The sequence below is a fragment of the Cytobacillus kochii genome (assembly GCF_020171845.1).
Taxonomy (GTDB): Bacteria; Bacillota; Bacilli; order Bacillales; family Cytobacillaceae; genus Cytobacillus; species Cytobacillus kochii.
Genome location: NZ_JAIVAM010000012.1, coordinates 128,285 through 147,383 on the forward strand (window position 1 = coordinate 128,285; position 19,099 = coordinate 147,383).

15 protein-coding genes are annotated in these 19,099 nt (G+C 36.1%); 3 read left to right on the forward strand and 12 right to left on the reverse strand.

The features are described 5' to 3' along the window. Positions 1 to 142: 142 nt before the first annotated feature. On the forward strand, positions 143 to 571 hold the full coding sequence (locus tag LCM23_RS19525; protein WP_224938429.1) for a MarR family winged helix-turn-helix transcriptional regulator: 429 nt from the start codon (positions 143 to 145) through the stop codon (positions 569 to 571). Between the two features lies 1 nt (position 572). On the opposite strand, the gene LCM23_RS19530 is transcribed toward LCM23_RS19525, so the two are convergent. Further along, entirely contained in the window at positions 573 to 1,301 is a 729-nt protein-coding gene (locus LCM23_RS19530) for a class I SAM-dependent methyltransferase (RefSeq protein WP_224938430.1), read from the reverse strand. Positions 1,302 to 1,462: 161 nt separating this feature from the next. Between LCM23_RS19530 and LCM23_RS19535 the strand changes: the two genes are divergently transcribed. Further along, positions 1,463 to 1,750, forward strand: a complete 288-nt coding sequence (locus LCM23_RS19535; protein WP_224938431.1) for a hypothetical protein — start codon at positions 1,463 to 1,465, stop codon at positions 1,748 to 1,750. Positions 1,751 to 1,800: 50 nt separating this feature from the next. Here the strand turns inward: LCM23_RS19535 and LCM23_RS19540 are convergent, their stop codons facing one another. The 10 genes from LCM23_RS19540 to LCM23_RS19585 all read right to left on the reverse strand — a co-directional run bounded on the left by LCM23_RS19540 (position 1,801) and on the right by LCM23_RS19585 (position 18,037). After that, positions 1,801 to 3,576, reverse strand: coding sequence for an L-lactate permease (locus LCM23_RS19540; protein ID WP_224938432.1), 1,776 nt, complete (start codon positions 3,574 to 3,576; stop codon positions 1,801 to 1,803). Between the two features lie 268 nt (positions 3,577 to 3,844). Continuing rightward, a complete protein-coding gene (locus tag LCM23_RS19545) occupies positions 3,845 to 4,615 on the reverse strand; it encodes an IclR family transcriptional regulator (protein WP_224938433.1) in 771 nt (256 codons plus the stop codon). A 33-nt stretch (positions 4,616 to 4,648) separates the two neighbouring features. Then, positions 4,649 to 5,425, reverse strand: a complete 777-nt coding sequence (locus LCM23_RS19550; protein WP_224938434.1) for a fumarylacetoacetate hydrolase family protein — start codon at positions 5,423 to 5,425, stop codon at positions 4,649 to 4,651. A 116-nt stretch (positions 5,426 to 5,541) separates the two neighbouring features. Then, positions 5,542 to 7,719: a malate synthase G gene (locus LCM23_RS19555; RefSeq protein ID WP_224938435.1), complete on the reverse strand. Its 2,178-nt coding sequence runs from the start codon at positions 7,717 to 7,719 to the stop codon at positions 5,542 to 5,544. Between the two features lie 109 nt (positions 7,720 to 7,828). Then, the gene (locus LCM23_RS19560; protein ID WP_224938436.1) at positions 7,829 to 9,286 is read right to left on the reverse strand and encodes an FAD-linked oxidase C-terminal domain-containing protein; all 1,458 of its coding nucleotides are present in this window, start codon (positions 9,284 to 9,286) and stop codon (positions 7,829 to 7,831) included. Then, positions 9,283 to 10,623: a (Fe-S)-binding protein gene (locus LCM23_RS19565; protein ID WP_095373007.1), complete on the reverse strand. Its 1,341-nt coding sequence runs from the start codon at positions 10,621 to 10,623 to the stop codon at positions 9,283 to 9,285. Before LCM23_RS19565 ends, LCM23_RS19560 begins: the two co-directional genes overlap by 4 nt. Further along, positions 10,624 to 11,943, reverse strand: a complete 1,320-nt coding sequence (locus LCM23_RS19570) for an FAD-binding oxidoreductase (RefSeq protein WP_224938505.1) — start codon at positions 11,941 to 11,943, stop codon at positions 10,624 to 10,626. It abuts the gene before it with no gap. Positions 11,944 to 12,007: 64 nt separating this feature from the next. Next, positions 12,008 to 12,691 carry a FadR/GntR family transcriptional regulator gene (locus LCM23_RS19575; RefSeq protein WP_224938437.1) on the reverse strand — a complete coding sequence of 228 codons (684 nt, stop codon included), beginning with the start codon at positions 12,689 to 12,691 and terminating at the stop codon, positions 12,008 to 12,010. Positions 12,692 to 13,085: 394 nt separating this feature from the next. Continuing rightward, the gene (locus tag LCM23_RS19580) at positions 13,086 to 14,345 is read right to left on the reverse strand and encodes a C40 family peptidase (protein WP_224938438.1); all 1,260 of its coding nucleotides are present in this window, start codon (positions 14,343 to 14,345) and stop codon (positions 13,086 to 13,088) included. Between the two features lie 596 nt (positions 14,346 to 14,941). Beyond that, a complete protein-coding gene (locus tag LCM23_RS19585; protein ID WP_224938439.1) occupies positions 14,942 to 18,037 on the reverse strand; it encodes an SNF2 helicase associated domain-containing protein in 3,096 nt (1,031 codons plus the stop codon). Between the two features lie 159 nt (positions 18,038 to 18,196). On the opposite strand from LCM23_RS19585, the gene LCM23_RS19590 reads away from it, so the two are divergent. Beyond that, the gene (locus LCM23_RS19590) at positions 18,197 to 18,673 is read left to right on the forward strand and encodes a hypothetical protein (RefSeq protein ID WP_224938440.1); all 477 of its coding nucleotides are present in this window, start codon (positions 18,197 to 18,199) and stop codon (positions 18,671 to 18,673) included. A 180-nt stretch (positions 18,674 to 18,853) separates the two neighbouring features. Here the strand turns inward: LCM23_RS19590 and LCM23_RS19595 are convergent, their stop codons facing one another. Further along, positions 18,854 to 19,054 (reverse strand): hypothetical protein, encoded by a 201-nt coding sequence (locus tag LCM23_RS19595; protein ID WP_224938441.1) that lies wholly within the window; start codon positions 19,052 to 19,054, stop codon positions 18,854 to 18,856. Between the last annotated feature and the right edge of the window lie 45 nt (positions 19,055 to 19,099).

A 19,099-nucleotide genomic window follows, 5' to 3' on the forward strand; every position in this document is an offset into this window, starting at 1 on the left:
ATGAAATGGATTCCGTGAAGTTGATTTCGACAGATAATATCCGATTATTGGAAAAAACATCGTAAAGATACTAACGTTTGTTGCATCATTGTTTTTTTTGATATGATTACTGTATGAAACGTAGGGAAGGACCTGGCATAAAATGAATGATCAAACTGTTTTTGAACTTATTCATGCGATGGAACAAGTAACCAACCGCATGATTATTAAATGGAATCAATCTTTTAATGAGGGATTAGGTATTTCTCATATTCTTCTGCTTAGTCATTTAAAGCGCGATGGAAAAATGAAACCTATCGATTTGGCAGAAAGCCTCGGTATCGCACCATCTTCTATTTCGCATCTTATTCAGAAGTTATCTAAACGGGATTATATTAAACGAATACCTGATTTAAATGATAAAAGAATTTCATATTTAGATATCACTGATGAAGGCTTAGAAGTGTTAAGAAAAGCAGCTGAAGACGGACATCAACTGCAAAAAAATACATTTGCACGGCTCACAAATGAAGAAATTAAACAATTATTAGCAATCTATCAAAAGTTAAATCTTACCCTCGATCAAATGTGAGCTACGTTTTCATCGCTCGTATCACTCGATAGCCTAGATGGTTACTTAATTGTAAGTTAAGTTGGTAATGATCAATTAACACTTGTGATAAATCTTCTTTTAATAACTTGATATGTTGATGGGAACTATCGTCTCCCATCTTCACTCCTTCTGCAATCATCTCTGCAATCGTACTTGCTTTTAAAACTTCGACCTTTTTAAAGCCGGCAGTGTCTAAAGCTTTCGTCCAATCTTTTTCACTTAACAGTTTTTCTAATTGATAAAACGCCTTCATTTCTTCTTCCATTTCACTAGTCATTGATGATTCTTTTGTCATCTCTATTAAATAGAGTCTCCCTTTGTCTTTTAATACACGTGCAAATTCCTTTAAAGTACTTGCCACGTTAGTAAAGGCGATGACTGATTCAGATAGAATCAGATCAAATTGTTGATTAGAAAAAGATAACTTCTCCACATTACCTAACGATACGTGAAAGGGTTTTGTTAACATGCTCGCCTTTCTAGTTGCGGCCTGTACCATTTCTGAATGTTTGTCTACTGCTTCTATTCTCGCACCATATAAATCACTTAAAAGATAAGATGTGCTTCCTGTTCCACAACCCGCATCGAGAATAGTCGTTTCTGTCGTAATAGACTCATTAATTAATAACTCACTCGTAAGTTGTTTCCCTCCAGGGTGAGCAAATGGGACTTGAAAATAGGCTAAAGCATCTTCATAAGAATATTTCATTGTTCCCCTCCTTTTATACTATCTATATTATTCTAATGTTCTAGTTGTTGACACTGGATAAAAACTCCGCTCTTCATATAGGACATGCACCTATTCAAAAAAGAAAGGTGGACATACCATAAGGAGAGAAAGCATTTTTATTTCCCGGAGGTGTTATTTTAATGAGTGGTTATTATCATCGCTGTTCTAACGGAATAGGAAAGCCTGTAGAAATCAAAATGAATGATGGTAGAATTCATCGTGGGATTATTGAAAGAGTATCTAACGACAGAGTGTATTTACGTCCAATGAACAAAAATTATGGTGGTTACGGTTATGCAAGCGGATACCGCAGAGGTGGTTGCGGTCGCGGTGGTTGCGGTCGCGGCGGTTGGGGCTGGGGATTCGGCGCAGGGATTGCTTTAGGTGCTATTGCTGCCTTAGTCTTTCTTCCCTTATTTTTCTGGTAATTTTAACAAAAAAGTAACCGCTAAATATAGTGCGGTTACTTTTTTTGTTATTACTTTGAAATTGTTTGATTATATTGATGCAACGTATTAAGCCTTTTATTGTTCGTGGCTATAATATAAAATGCAGCCAAAATGATAAGAACAGCAATCAGTGTACCGAGGTTAAATAAGCCTTTACTTGAATACCATACAATAGAGTACCCTATAGCACCTGCAAATAAAGCGTAATAAACAAATGGCAAGAGTGTTTTACGAATAACTTCTCCCTCTTTACCGACGAGTCCTACTACGGCAGAAGCAGCAACAACATTATGGACACAGATCATGTTACCCGCTGCTCCACCAACTGCTTGTAAAGCAACAATCCAGCTTGGGTTCACCCCAATTTGGCTACCGACATCATACTGGAAAAGGGAAAACATCATATTACTAACCGTATTACTACCAGCGATAAATGCACCAATCCCACCAATAAAGGTAGCAAAGAATGGCCAGAATTCTCCAGCTAATGCCGCTGCCCCATTTGCTAATTCGATTGGCATTTGTTCATAACCTGCGGCTCCACCACCAGTATTGATGAATACTTGAACCATTGGAACAGTGAATACAAGTGCAACAGATGCTGCAGCTGTTGTTTTTGCCGAACTACTCCATGCTTTTTTATAGGAGCTAAAATTCATTCCATGGATGAAAAATGTAATAATTGATACTAAAATAAGAACTGTTCCAGGTGAATAAAGAATCTCAAAGCTTGCAGTAATACTTGAGCCGAATATATTTTCCAATTTAATAACAATAGATTGTAACCACTCTTTTAAAGGAAGCGTTTTCAATCTCGTTAAAACTAAAAAGACTCCCACTAGGATATACGGTAACCATGCTTTTAGTAACCCCATTGTTTTCCCATTGTTATTTAATTGCACTTCTATTCTACCTGTCCACTCAGGATCCCATTTTGATTTCTCTTCAAAATCCCACGATTCATCTTTCGGAAGGAGAAAACCTTTTCTAGCTGCAAGTACAACTATCAGTAAACCAACTAGTCCCCCTGTCATAGATGGGAATTCTGGTCCAAGTGTATTTGCAACAATCACGTATGGAATCGTCATTGCAAAAGCTGCAAACAGTGCAAATTTCCATACTTTAATTCCTTCTGCAAAAGATTTATTTTTACCAAAAAAGCGAGTCATTAAAGCAACAACAAATAATGGAATAAAGGTACCGGCAATCATATGCAAGATTGCGGCATGACCACCAATCGTTGTTACAACATTTAAGAGATTGTCAGTTATACTTTGGTTAGCAGATAAACCTGTTTGTACACCTACTAATACAGGTGTACCCACAGCTCCAAAAGTAACAGGTGTACTTTGAATGACCATGCCAGCCACAACAGCTGCCATTGCAGGAAATCCTAAACCAACCATTAATGGAACTGCTACCGCAGCAGGTGTACCAAAGCCTGATGCCCCTTCAATAAATGAGCCAAAGAGCCAAGCAATAATGATCACTTGAATTCTACGGTCTGGTGAAATATCTATGAAGCCTTGGCGAATGGTTCTCATGGCTCCACTTTCTTGTACAGTATTCAATAATAATATTGCACCAAAGATAATATATAACAGTGTAATGGCCACAACTAAACCATTTACACTTGCTGCAGCTACAGTATTGAATGGAACCTTCCATACAAATAATGCTAATGCGGCAGCAATTAGAAAGGAAATCGGCATGGCTTTACTTGCCGGCCATTTAAGTCCTACAAGAAAAATGGCAACAGCAATAATCGGTAATAAAGAAATAACTGCTAAAACGCCTGTACTCACAAACACTCCCCCTTATTCTCTTTGTTGTTATATAACTAAAATATTTTGTTATACAACAAATGTTATATATATTAATTATACTTATTTATTATGCAATTACAACAATATTTTGAAAATTATAAATTGATATTTTTTATGTATAATTAAAGTTTTTAATAAGTAGAATGATTGATTAACAGATGAGGTAATAGCGTGCGATATTAGACTTAAAAAAAGTAAAAACGCTCCCTTTTTTTTATAAGGGAGCGTTTTTATTAACTGAAAGAGACTATTCATCTAAATACCCTAAGCGTACAGAAACACTTTTTCCAATATCAACCATAAAGGGAGCGAGTTCTTGCAAACGCTCTTGTGACATTCTTATTAATGGACCGGATACACTGATCGCAGCACATACATTATTTTGATAGTCAAATATTGGGACAGCTATACACACAATTCCGGTTTCATTTTCCTCTAAGTCAAGGGCAAAACCTTTTGTCTTAATCATCTTTAAATTTTCTAACAATGCCATCTCATCTGTAATTGTATGCTCTGTATGAGGTTTCAATCCTTTTCTCTGTATAATATCTTTGACTACTTGTACTGGTAGATGTGCTAAAATCGCTTTACCAACAGATGTACAATGCATTGGCGCACGTTTGCCAACGGATGAGTGCATTCTCAATGCTTCATTCCCATCGAGTTTTTCGATATAAACAACCTCGTCATTATCTGGCACCACTAGATGAATGACTTCATTCGTCTTTTGCTCCAAATCCTGTAAATAAAGCTTCGCTTCTGAGCGGATATCTATTGAATCAAGCAACCTAGTACTAATATTTAATATTTTGTAACCTACTTTATATTTGCCTGAATCTTTTACTTGCTCGATATAACCATACTTCACAAGAGTTGATAATATGCGGTGTACGGAGCTTTTATTGATATCCATTTCATTTGCAATTTCAGTCACACCCATACCGTACTTTCTTAAACTGATCATATCAATAATATCAAGCGCTCTACTTACCGATTTCACCATATTATCTCTTTCCATACCTTCACCTCAATCAAAACCTACAAAAATCATTTATGATTTTACTTCCGCTTTACTTCTTACGACTGTATTTGTTAACTGACCGATTGATTCAATCTCACATTCAATTATATCACCTTCACCAATCAATTCGGCGCCTAGAGGGCTTCCAGTAAGGATAACATCTCCAGCCCTCAAAGTCATTACCTTCGATAGAAAAGCAATCATCTTTTGTATAGAAATAATCATTAACTCAGGTGGGCTATCTTGCTTTAATTGACCATTTAGATTTGCTCTAATGCGAGTATCTTCTAGCTTAAGCTCTGTTTCTATAACTGGCCCAAGAGGAGTAAATGTATCGAATGCTTTACCGACCGTCCAATGACCGTCTTGATGGAAAAATTGCGGAGCTGTTACATCATTACCAATCGTATAACCAAAAATATGATCAAACACATCTTCTTCAGCGACATCTTTTGTTTCTTTACCAATCACTACTGCCAATTCTGATTCAAATTTAACTTGATCAATCCCTTTAGGAATGATTATCTCTTCATTCGGACCGATTACGGATGATACCGGTTTAAAGAAAAACACTGGAACTGCTGGTAGTTCCTCTGGTAGTTCTTGTTTATCACTAACAAAGTTTGCACCGATTCCGATAATTTGGTTGGGAACAATAGGAGAAATAAGTTTAACATCACTTTGATCATAATAGGTGCCTGTCTCTTCCCACTTATTGAATATATCACCTGAGATTTCTTTGATCTCTCCATTTTCAATGATACCTTGTAATAATTGATTATTAATCGTAAATCTTACAAATTTCATTTAAAATCCTCCTACTACAATCATTTAAGTTTTAAATTACAATTTCAAGCCCCACTCTTCTTACTATATTTAGAAAGAGTGGCCGCAAACGAACCACTCTTTTATTCATTATTTTTTTACTGTTTTACAGCAAACTTCGCTTTTGCCTCAATTCTACGACGGTGTAAAATTGGTTCGGTATATCCACTTGGCTGTTTAACTCCTTCAAAAACTAGTTCACATGCAGCTTGAAAAGCAACAGATTCCTCAAAGTTCGGTGCCATCGCATAATACAATGGATCATCCGCATTTTGTTCATCCACTACTTTCGCCATTCTTTTTAGAGTAGTCATCACTTGGTCCTCTGATACAATACCATGATGCAACCAATTCGCCATATGTTGGCTCGAAATTCTTAAAGTCGCTCGGTCTTCCATTAAATCAATATTGTTGATATCTGGGACTTTTGAGCAACCGATGCCTTGATCAACCCATCTAACGACATATCCTAATATCCCTTGTGCATTATTATCCAACTCAGCTTGGATTTCTTCCCCAGTCCAATTAGTATCCTTTGCCACTGGTATGGCAAGTATCTCGTCTCTTAAGTCAGTCTTTTTCACTGATAATGATTGCTGTACTTTAGCCACATCTACTTGATGATAATGAAGGGCATGAAGTGTAGCTGCAGTCGGTGAAGGAACCCAAGCTGTATTTGCACCAGCTTTAGGGTGCGCCACCTTTTGTTCGAGCATGGCTGCCATTAAATCAGGCATCGCCCACATACCTTTTCCTATTTGCGCCTTCCCTTTAAAACCGGTAGAAAGCCCTGTTAACACATTAGATGTTTCATAAGCTTGCAGCCATTTTGTTGACTTCATATCATTTTTACGAATCATTGCGCCCATTTCCATTGAGGTATGCATTTCATCTCCGGTACGATCTAAAAATCCTGTATTAATAAATACAACTCTCTCTTTTACTTCTTTAATACAAGATTTTAAGTTTAAAGAAGTTCTTCTTTCTTCATCCATTACACCTATCTTCAATGTATAACGATCGAGTCCCAATAAATCTTCTGTTCGGTTAAAAAGCTCATTGGCAAAAGCCACTTCTTCTGGACCATGCATTTTAGGCTTTACGATATAGATAGAATTCTTTTTACTATTTTGATATTTTCCATTTCCAAGTAATGTATGTTTTGCTGCTAGTGAAGTAATCACACTATCTAAAATTCCTTCTTGAATTTCCTCACCATTTTCTGTTAATATCGCCTCATTTGTCATTAAGTGACCCACATTTCTGACAAACATGAGTGAGCGTCCATTAAGCGAAAAGGTACCTCCATTAGGTGCCAAATATTCACGATCATCATTCATAGCCCTTGTGATTGCTCGGTCACCTTTTTTAAATGTAGAAGTTAGATCTCCTTTCATTAATCCTAACCAATTACGATATACTAGAACTTTATCTTCAGCATCGACTGCTGCAACTGAATCTTCACAATCCATAATCGTTGTAACTGCAGCTTCTAATAAAATATCTTTAATTCCTGCATCATCGGTTTTTCCAATTGGATGTTGACGATCAATTTGAATCTCAAAATGTAGTTGATTGTTTTTCAAAAGAATGGCCGTTGGTTCTGTTTCTGTCCCGCGATAACCGATAAATAATGCTTTATTACGGAGTGATTCTTTTGTCCCACTATTTAATGTAATGACTAGTTCACTGGCTTCAACAGTATAAGCGATCGCGTCTTTATGACTGCCTTCTTGTAACGGGATCACTTCATCTAAAAAGTTTCTACTAAAAGCAATTACTTTCTCTCCACGAATAGGGTTGTATGCACCTTCGTTCGTTGCCCCATCTTCAGTACTAACCGCATCTGTGCCGTACAAGGCATCATATAGACTGCCCCATCTCGCATTGGCAGCATTAATTGCATAGCGCCCATTATTAATTGGAACAACTAGTTGTGGTCCTGCTTGAATGGCAATCTCATCGTCAATATTTTGAGTAGTAATTTCAAAATCATCAGCTTCTGGGAGCAAGTAGCCTATATCTTCTAAAAACTGTTTATACTGTTTCGCATCAAACGCTTTTTGTGTTGTATGCCATTCATTAATCTTTGTTTGCATGTCTTCTCTTTTTTGTAGTAACTGTTTATTCTTCGGAGTTAAATCGGCAATTAACTTTTCAAATCCTTGCCAAAATTGTTCTGAATCTACCTCTGCTCCTGGTAATGCCTCTTTTTCAATAAAATGAAATAATTCCTCCGCGATTTTAAGACTGCCTTTTTCTACATATTGCGTCATGATAATCCTCCTTGTTTGTTATTACGAAACACTGTTTCTATTATTCTAAAAAAAATATACCATGATTGACTGATCGCTTCAACGATTTTTAGATTATTCTTACGATTATTTAACCAATAATTTTCTCTTTTATTTCTTTTTTCACTTCTGCACATCTACTTGGAGACGGAAATAACTTGCCAGCATTCAAAAGATTATCCGTATTAAACACAGATCGAATATCCGTTTGTGCTGCAATTTCCTCATCAGTGAAAACGAACCGCATTTCTTCCCTCTTTTCAATACCTACTCCATGTTCACCTGTAATTGTTCCACCAACATCTGCACACACTTTTAGACATGCACTACCAGCTGCGAGCGCTTTCTCTGTTTCACCAGGAACTCTTGCGTCAAATAAAACAAGCGGGTGTAAGTTCCCATCCCCAGCATGAAATATGTTAGCAATTCGCAAGTCATATTCTTCACTGATCTTATTAATTCTTCGAAGAACTTCAGGTAATTTACTACGTGGGATAACGCCATCTTGAACAAGATAATCAGGTGATATTGCCCCCATTGCGCCAAATCCTGTTTTTCTATTAGCCCACCATGCTGCCCGTTCTTTTTCATCCTTTGCTGCTCTTACCTCTCTAACATTACGATGGCGACAAACCGATAAAATTTGCTCAATTTGTTCATCGATTCCTGCTGCAATACCATCTACTTCGATTAATAAAACAGCTGCTATATCTTTCGGATGACCAACCGGAAAAGCCGCTGCTTCTACTCCTTCAATAGCTGTCTTATCCATCATTTCAAGTGCTGCCGGAACAATACCTGCTGAAATGATATCCGATACTGCTTGACTACCGTCTTCAATATCATCAAAATAGGCTAACACGGTTTGTTTTCCTTCTGGATTTTTTAATATTCTGACGATGATTTTTGTTACAATACCTAATGTACCCTCTGAACCTGTAATAAGGCCTAATAGGTCATAACCAGGTTCATCTAAAACACCGTTTCTACCGATTTCAACTATTTCTCCATTTGGTAGGACTAATTCTAACCCTAAAATGTGGTTTGTTGTCACACCGTATTTTAAACAATGGGCACCTCCAGCATTCTCTGCCACATTCCCACCAATGGTACAGCAATATTGACTCGATGGATCTGGTGCATAGTAATACCCACGTTCAATAATTTGATTTGTGAGTTTCAAATTTACATAACCAGGCTCGACAACTGCTCTCCTATTATCAAGGTCAATGTCAATTAGTCTTTTCATTTTAACCATGCTAATAATGACCTCATTATTAAGGGGAATCGCTCCACCACTCAATCCTGTACCCGCACCTCTCGCTAAAAAAGGTAGGGCATGATCATGACAATACTTGACGATTCGTGCCACTTCTTCGGTTGAATGAGGAAAAACAACCGCTCTTGGTAATGATTTGTGAATCGTAAACCCATCACAATCATAACTGATTAAATCTTCTTTATGATAAAGAATAGCTTGTTTATCATTTAACAATTGAGAGAGTCCATGAATATGTCGATCTTTTGTTTTTAATTTCCATTTCTTCATCCTCTACTCTCCTTTTGGTAAGCCCAATCTAATAGTTGAACAGTATGAACAACCTTTTGACTGCGCCCATGATTTTTCACACCAATGGCCATTTGCAACATACAGCCGGGGTTCCCCATGGAAATCATCTCGACATCATCTGGCACGTTTTCCATTTTACTTGCTAATACAGCTCCCGCCATTTCAGGGTTGGTAATATTATAAATACCTGCACTCCCACAACAACGATCTGCATTCGGCATATGGACCATCTCTACTCCAGGAATATTTAATAACAAATCTCGTGGTTCCTCTCTCACACCTTGACCATGAGCAAGATGGCAGGCATCGTGATAAGTAATTCTTTTATTCAAGGAAGCTTTTGGCTTTTCATAACCAGTATCATAAAGGAACTTCGAGATGTCCTCCACTTTATCTGCTAACGCTTCTGCTTTTTCTCGCCACTCTGGCTCCTCTTTAAATAATTCACCATATTCTTTCATCATACAGCCACATCCCGCTGCATTGACAATTACTGTATCATCGTTCTCAAAGGCAAGAATATTTTGTTTTGCTAGTTTTCTACCCATATCTCGATCACCTGCATGAACATGTAATGCCCCGCAACAGGTTTGATTTTGAGGAATATGAACATCATTACCATTACGTGTTAACACGTTTATAGTAGATTCATTGACATCACTAAACATAACATCCATTACACAACCAGTTAACATCGCCACTTCACGTTTAGTTTCTTGTTTTGCTTTAATTACTGACCCATTACGATGTTTTTTCTTTACTGATGAATGAATCTTTGGCATAACCCCTTCCATATCGACTAAATGTTTAGGCATTATTTGAATGAGCTTCGTTTTTCTAACCAATGTTTGCATTCCACTTTTTTGATAGAACTTCAGCAGTCCACCTAAGGTTTGCAGACGATTTTCATGTGGAAATATCCCATGTAAAAATAACTTGTTTACAGACTTTTTCCATCCTTTTAGAGGAATAGCTTGCCTTACTTGCCCTCGTGCTTCTTCAATTAATCCACCCACATCAACATCAGCCGGACATGCTGTTGTACAAGCTCGACAATCTAAACATGCAAATACAGGATCCATAAACTCTTCATTTACCGTTAATTTCCCTTCTGCCACAGACTTAATTAAATAAACTCTCCCCCTTGGCGAATGCTGTTCCTGACCTGTTTGCTCATAGGTTGGACAAGATTCTAAACACATCCCGCAATGCACACAATCTGCCCATTTCGTTTCATCAGGAGCATCATTCCACAAATAATTGCTCACCCCGTCTTTGCAAGCTGGTTGCTTTGATTTTTGTTGTGAGACTGTCACCTATATCCCCCCTACATAACGTTTACGGTTTAAGATTTTTTTTGGATCGACCTTCGTTTTAATTCCTTCAAGTAAATAATGAGCACCTTTCGTTTCTCCCCATGTATCAAACACCAACCTTTGAGCTAGCGGTAAATGTTTAATGATACAATAACCACCATTTTCATTTGTTACTTCTCTCATTTTTGTAAGCGTTTCAATCATTTCTCTTTCTTCCCCCTTGATATATAGCTGCATCAAGCCATGACCGACTCCTCCATGCGTATAAATATCAATGTTGGTATTTCTTCTAATCTCCATTACTTTTAGGAGAATGTCTATAACGTTTAGATTGATTGTACCTATTTTAGCAACAGCAAAGAGCTTTTCACCGTTGTTATGTTCAGCCTCCTTATCAATAGGCAGTTGATAAAGTCGGTCCCATAACTGTTTTTCCTCGCTATTTCTTAGAACAATCAGATTCATTTCTTCTTCTATTAAACTTTGAATATACTTTATTTGATATTCCACCGATTTTTCAACATCTTCGAAGCTTATGAGTAAAGATAGTTTATTTATGCCGCTAATTTTATAAGAAACAATTGGATCAAGTAACTCACAACTAATTGGTTCAATACTATTATTTAATAAATTTCTAGTAAAAGAATAAATCGTATTTCTATCTTCACCTTGAAAAGATATGATGCAAGTGGCTGTACTCTTTGCCAATGGACGTAATTTAACTGTGACTTCTGTTATCACTCCAAGTGTACCCATTGAAGAAATAAACAACTTATTCATGTCATAGCCGGCAACATTTTTTACTACTTTACCACCTGTGCGAATCACCTTACCATCTGGGTATACTACTCTTAAACCGATGACTGCGTCTCTTGCCGATCCATAATTTAGTCTCTTCGGTCCACTATCATTACTTGCTATCACACCACCAATTGTACTTACGTGAGGCATAAAGGGATCTAGTGCTAACTTTTGATTAAAATCCTCTAAATAACGTTGAACATCCTCAAGTTTCGTTCCTGCTTTAACGGTTAAAGTCATATCTCCACTTTGATGTTCAACGATCCCCGTAAACTTTTCCATTGAAATAAGTAAATCAGCTTGATCTATTAATCCCCCGTAACCCCTTTTAGATCCAGCACCTTGGATATTGACTGTGAATTGATATTTATGAACAAATGCGAAAATTTCACTTAACTCTTCTTCTGAGGTTGGATATACGGTGTATTGTCCACTATTACCATACAAATCAGCTTGAGACATTTCATAGTCTAGTTTATAAGCTGTTAAATACTCCACGATAGAAAGCACCTCATTCATCAATTTCCTTACCTCCTTATTGTTCGCTATTACCAAACACCGTTCCTCAATTAGCGAAAAATTTTTACTCCATAGTAGATGTCTCTTGTAACATGTCTTCGACTGTGGTCAAATGCGCCAACATTTCTTCTGAAGCTTTTTTGCTATTTCGTTCCTTAATTGCTTGGAAAATGTTCATATGTTGGGTTTCAATGATTGAACCTTTTTCTTTACTGTTCTGTATATATTGATGGAATTTTACTAGCGATTGCTTCAATGGTGCGGATATGAAGTCTATAAATTGCATTAAAACTGTATTACCTCCAATACCAGCAAGCTTTTGGTGAAATAAAAAATCTGATTCCCACCCCTTTTTTTCTGTAAGTATATAATGTAAATCCTCTACATCCTTTTCTGATCTGTGATTGGCAGCTAATTCCGCTAAACCTACCTCGACAATCTTACGTGCTTGAAAGAGTTCTCGTATATCCTTTTCATACAAATTCCAATACTTACTCCCCAGTAATGTATGAACATCAAATGCCTTCACATAAGTACCTTCTCCTTGTTTTACCTCAACTAATCCCTTCCCTTTCAATGCAGTGATTGCATCTCGAATCGCTGATCGCCCGACACCAAAAGACTCACAAAGCATGCGGACTGATGGAAGTTTTTCACCTATTTGATATTGACCATCGAGAATCATTTCCTCTAACTTCTCTTCAATAATATGTGAGACTCTCTTCGTCTCAATCTTTTCAATTGCCAAAATCATCACATCCTGTTATATATCACATATCAGATAAGTTAATTTTATTAAAACACCTAATAAGAATAATTGCAACTATTTTTTTGAATTAACTGATAATTTTATAACTACTTATAGAAGATAAGTTAGGTTGACAATTTTACTCGACACCTATTTACATAGAGAATTCGATAGCTGAGGAGAATAAACAGGACGTTTTCAAACGCCACAATCATTTAAGTGCTGGTCTATTATTTGATGGGATAATACAACTTAGTACTAATTTGTTCTCTTTTACCGATTATGATTAGGTTTCAAGATCCATGTTTAAGATGAGAACAGAATTGGGTATAAAATAAATAAGCGCCCTATTACATTCGTAACAAGACGCTTTTTCAAAAATTCAAGTGATAGATTAGTTGATGCGGTTAACGCGGCCGTTAAATGCTTTTGCCCAATAACCACTTGACATATCAGCAATGGCTACACCTGTGCTGCTTTGTGAACCGATGAATTTACCGCCACCGATATAAATACCAACATGACCATCTGTTTTATAAGTATTAAAGAATACCATATCCCCAGGTTGCATTTGGCTTGCTGGAACTGGTGTACCTTGATTCTTCAATGCATCCGTACTAGCACCTACACTATAGCCACCTTGAGCAAATGCCCAATGTACGAATCCAGAACAATCAAAACGGCCTGCAGCGATATCTGATGCTGAGCGTCCACCGCCAAATACATAAACTGAATTTCCGATGTATTTATTACCTGCTGAAATAACTGCTTGCATACCGCTACCAACAGTTGTAGATGCTGGTGCAGAAGATGCCTTTGCTGAAGACTTAGATTTAGAACTACTATTAGAGTTTGTAGTATTTGCAGTTGAAGTTGATTCATTATTTGTAACACTTGCTTCTACAGGAGCTTGTCTCGCCATGCTGCTCTCAATATCAGCTTGCATTGCTGCTAGATCAACATCTTTAGCTTGTAACTTAGATTTTTTTTCAGCTGCAACTTCCTCTTTTTCTTTTAATTCAGCTTTTAGCTTATCATTTTGTGCTTCCTGTTCTTTTAGTTGCTCGCGCATACCTTCAAGATCAGTCATTTTTTCATTTAGTGTAGTTAACTCTTTATCTACTGTTGCTTTCTTTTCTTCTACTTCTTTTTTATCTTTATCATGTTGAATTAATAATTCTTCGTCTGCATCGACAATTTTAGAAATCGCACCAACACGATCAACAAAATCACTGAAGCTAGTAGAACCTAGAAGGACTTCAATATAGTTAACGTTAGAACCACCACTATTTTGGATAGCCACTGCGCGCTCTTTTAAGATTTCACTTCTCTTGTCAATTCTTTCTTGAATGACTTTAATTTCTTCTTCAAGTTTTTTTACTTTTGCTTTAGCTTCTTCAATTTCTTTTTCTGTTTCTTTAACAATTTTCTCGTTATCGGCTACTGCTTGGTCTACTTTTGCGATTTTCTCTTCTAAACCATTTAATTCTGTTAATACAGCTGCAAGTTCTTTTTCTGCTTTAGAAAGATCAGATTTGACATCAGAGCGTTCTTTTTTAATGTCATCCAGAGATTCTGCGTTCACTGCTGGAAGTGCGAAGGCTCCAAGGCCTAACATAATTGTTGTGTTTAATGCGATAATCTTTTTCTTCACTCATTTTCCCCTGCCTTTTTAACATTTTTCCATTTTATGTATGTTTTATCTATATTGTCTATTTTTCTATGTTTTTTTTACTATAGTTCACTTTTATATGTCGGTATATTATCTAGTACAAAATGCATTATATCATCCCTTTTTGACATTCAGGTAATAGCAATGTTACAAATATATTACTAATCCGACATATTTCATCATTTTTTTATTACAAACTGAAACTTTTTCCTAAAAACTTGTATTTTTTTGCACCTTTCTCCTAATCTCTTTGGCCTAATAAAGAGGGATGATACTCCATCATCTGTAAAAATCTAGTTATTTCAATTATTTAATCCAGTCTCCATGAAAACATATTCACTTCAACATTTCAATGATTAACTCTTTTAGAACAGACACAGGTTAAATAAATGCGTAAAGGTAGTGAGTTATATTATTTTGAGTGAGCTAGCTAGCGAAAACTATAGAATTCCCATTTAAAATTGGTAGACTTTCTTCTTTTATTCAAAAGAGTGAACCACATTAAATGAATGAACTAGGAATATTACTTGCCTTTATAACACCTAATCAAGAGACCAGAAACAAAAAAAAGAGACCCATTAGTCTCTTATATCTAAAAGATGTAATAGATCTTCTTCCGTAAGAAAGTCTTCTGGTTCCCGGTCAAGGATTGTATGAATTAAATCTTTTTTGCGATACTGCATTTCTTCCATTCTTTCCTCAATCGTACCTTTAGCGATTAATTTCACGACTACAACATCTTTTTTTTGACCGATGCGGTAGGCACGGTCCGCCGCCTGGCTTTCCACCGCTGGATTCCACCATGTGTCATATAAAATAACAGTGTCTGCACCTGTTAAATTCAAACCAGTGCCACCAGCTTTTAATGATAACAGAAAGAGGTTCTTTTCCCCGCTATTGAACCGTTCACACATTTCTACTCTTTCCTTTGCGGTTGTATGACCATCTAAATAAAAGAATTCTTTCCCTTGAAAGGAGAGTTCACTACTGATTATTTCAAGCATGCTCGTAAATTGAGAGAAAATGAGCACACGGCGATTCGCCTGTTTGGCTTCTTGTAATAAAGTCAATAATTGATCTAGTTTAGCTGATCGTCCCTGATAGTCTTCTACAAATAATGCTGGGTGACAACATAACTGTCTTAACCTCGTTAGTCCTGCTAAAATTCTAATACGATTTTTCCTTAACGTCCGTTTATCTAAATGCTTTAATGTATCTTCTTTCAATTTGGCTAGATACGCTAAATAAATTTTTTGTTGTTCTTTATATAAATCTATTCTTTCGATTTTTTCTTCCTTAACTGGAAGCTCTTCCAATACCTCTGTTTTCATTCTTCGTAAAACAAAAGGTTGAATTATTCGGGCAATCGCAGCGTTATTTAGTTCACTAAATTGTTGTAAGCCGAGAAATAAATCTGGGAAGATAATATGAAAGACAGACCATAAGTCCTCGATTGCATTTTCAATTGGTGTACCTGTTAGCGCAAACTTATATTGTGATGATAATTGTTTTACAGATTTATGTGTTTCAGTTAATGGGTTTTTAAAACTTTGTGCTTCATCAAAGATAATCGTGTGGAAACGTTCATTTCTCAACCAATGAATGTCTTTCCTTATTAACGTATATGATGTAATAACTACATCTGCTACATGAATATCTTTACGTAATAATTGTCTTTCGCTCTGTTTGCTATCTAAAATCACAACTTTCATATCCGGTACAAACTTCATCCATTCTTGTAACCAATTGTAAAGTACGGCTGAGGGGCATACAATAAGAGCAGGTGACTGCTTATGTCTTATTTCATCTATATAAGAATAGATGAAAGTAATCGCTTGTATTGTTTTCCCAAGCCCCATATCGTCTGCTAAAATTCCACCAAATTGGTTTTCTGCCAGCTTTCTCATCCACTGATAACCTTCCATTTGATAGGGCCTTAATATGGACGAAAAATTCCCTGGTAGAGGGTAGTCTTCTTCTTTAAGATTTTTAAAATCTTGAAGAAAATTTCTTATAGATGCTTCAAAGGCAATCGTATCTTCCTTCGTTTTTGCAATAAGCTGTAAGCCACGAGCAAGTGTCGTTTCACTCCAATTTTCAGCTTGCAGAGGTACTTCGTTCAAAAAAGCCTTAATTTGTTGATAATCTTCTGTTTCTAATGATAATAATGCCCCGTTCTTGAGGCGATAGTATTTTCGTTTATGTTCAATTGCACTTAGAATTTCTTTAATTTCTTGCTCAGGAATTCCTTCAATATCAAATTTAAATTGCAGCCAATTCATTCGATCTTTTTTCATTTTCACTCTAATAACTGGACGCGTTTTACCTTTATCAATCCTCATCTTTATGGCTGTAGTCGTGTATATACGTACAAGCTCTTGTAAATCAGGTAAAATATGCATTAAAAAATGATATTCCAATTCTTCATTTTGAATATAATAACCTTCATCCGTTTTTGTAAAAGAGGCCTGCTCCATTAAAGAGAGGATTTGCTCCTCGTCTTCTTTATTTCTAAAAAGAACCTTTTTAGCTTTTTCTTCATCTAATGGATTAAAACTTAATTTGCCGTAATGAAACTCCAGACTAGCTAATAATTTATGATTTAAGCGATCTAAATAAAGCTTTGCCACTAGGGGGGCTTGCATATATTGTTTTTTAAGCGTATCAGCTATGGTTATGGTCGCAAGCTTCTTTAACCCAGGCACTACTTTATTTAAGAAAAATGAGATTTGTTCATCAGCAATCATCAATTTCTCATCCTTCTGCATCATCTTTAACAATTCAGTTAAACGTCTAAAGTCATGGTTAGGCCAATGATAAAAGCATCCCTCTTTATATACAGCTTGATAATATGGTAAAAGCTGAAAAGAATCATTGTGATTGTAAGATAAAATAGCCATATTTTCTTCTTCGTTATAAGAGAGTTCAAAAATGATGGGTAAAGGTTGATCTGATAATCTCATCGTTTGTAACTGTTTGTTCTCTTCTATAAAGTGACTATTACCTAACCGAATGATGTTCTCCATTACTTTTTCCCAAGTTAATGAAGGAATGAATAACCATTCGTGCTTTCTTTCTGCATTCTCTAATAGTTGCATAATATTGACGATTGGTTCGGCTATATAATGTTTACTAGCATCCAAACGAAGTCCATTACTTTCTTTGTAAACCCTTCCTTGCATAAAAGAACGGAACCAATCATGAGGGGAGGAAATAGGTAGACCTTGATAGATAAATGATAGCGCTAGCCTTGCTTCATTTTTCCATGTCACCGTACGGCATTGTATATGGATTTCTAATTTTTTTCTATACTCAAAATGGGCTTGTTCATTTACTTCCGGAATCTCTTTTGCAAATAAGGAGAATAGTTGATTCGCATCTGAGTCCGCTCTCACTCTGTTCTTTTTTTGACAGGCAATATAAACGGCTGCTAGATGCTGACATTCTTTACGATAAGAAGAGAGTTGAGGGCAATTACACTTTGATTGTATCTCACCATCTGTCCGTTCTACTTCCACATTGAAGTGTTCTCCGCTTTTAACAACTGCATAGATTTTGTTTTCTTCTTCTGTTATAAAGTTGACTTTCCCTGCAGAGAAAAAAGCTTTACCGCGCTTATAAGAAACAGCTCCACATCTTTCAATAATCATCTTGTCAGTGAGGTTCAATTCCACAAATCATGCTCCTTTTTTCAAATGTTCTTCTATTATAACAAACCTATACATAAAGATTGTATAGCAAAAACTTTCTATTAATTGTTGAATTGATGTTTTGAAAGTGTATAAAAGGAAATATGAATAGTAGAAACAGAAAATATAAACGGAGGAGATTAAATGTTTAAGTTTATACTTTCCTTATCCGTCCTAACATTCGTCCTATTTTTGAACTTAACTGCGGTACCAAATGGGGAACCGGTGGCAGCAAAGGATACTACAGTTGAAAATGAGACTACTCAAGAACAAGCAAATATCGTTTCGACATTAAAAGATAAACTACATAGCGACCTGACAGAACAAGACGTAATCGATCAGTTTGGTCAACCCGATCAAAAAATGAAGGATGATATGTACGGCTTACCCTCTTTTCGCTATGATTTTAAACATGATGAACATTATTCATTAGATGCTGATTATCAGCTCGTCGATATGGATGCGTTAAAAAATAAACAATTAGAGGCCATTATATACTTTGATTTTGATGATGAGAAAAATATTAGAAGTGCAGCACTCTATTATGTAAACGATGAGCAGAAAATTGAAGAATACCGTATATTTGCTGATGGTACAGAAAAAAAGATGGAGATTGAATAATAGAGATAAACTGATAAAGAAAATAGATAAAAAGAAAAAGTCAGTCCCGTTAACACTCATTTACGGAACTGACTTTTTCTATCCCTTGGTACTCATATATATTTATTAAGTGATTGCCTTTAATTGAATTCTCAGCATCACACTCGTAAGGTAGTTCGAACATAGAGCGAACCCTTCCAATCATTCTTCTTTATTCAATTCGGCTGCTTTCCTTTGAATAGTAATAATTAGCTTTACTAATATAACCGTACCTGCGATATTAGCGATTAAACTTGAAAGCAATAATAGAATCGCTACGATTGGCGAAACATCTAGTTTAAAGGAAAAATACAGTAAAACAATACCTATAAATATAAGAAGAAAGCCAGGATATTTTTTCACCACAACACCGCCTATCGAAACCATAATTTAATCCAATCCTATTTT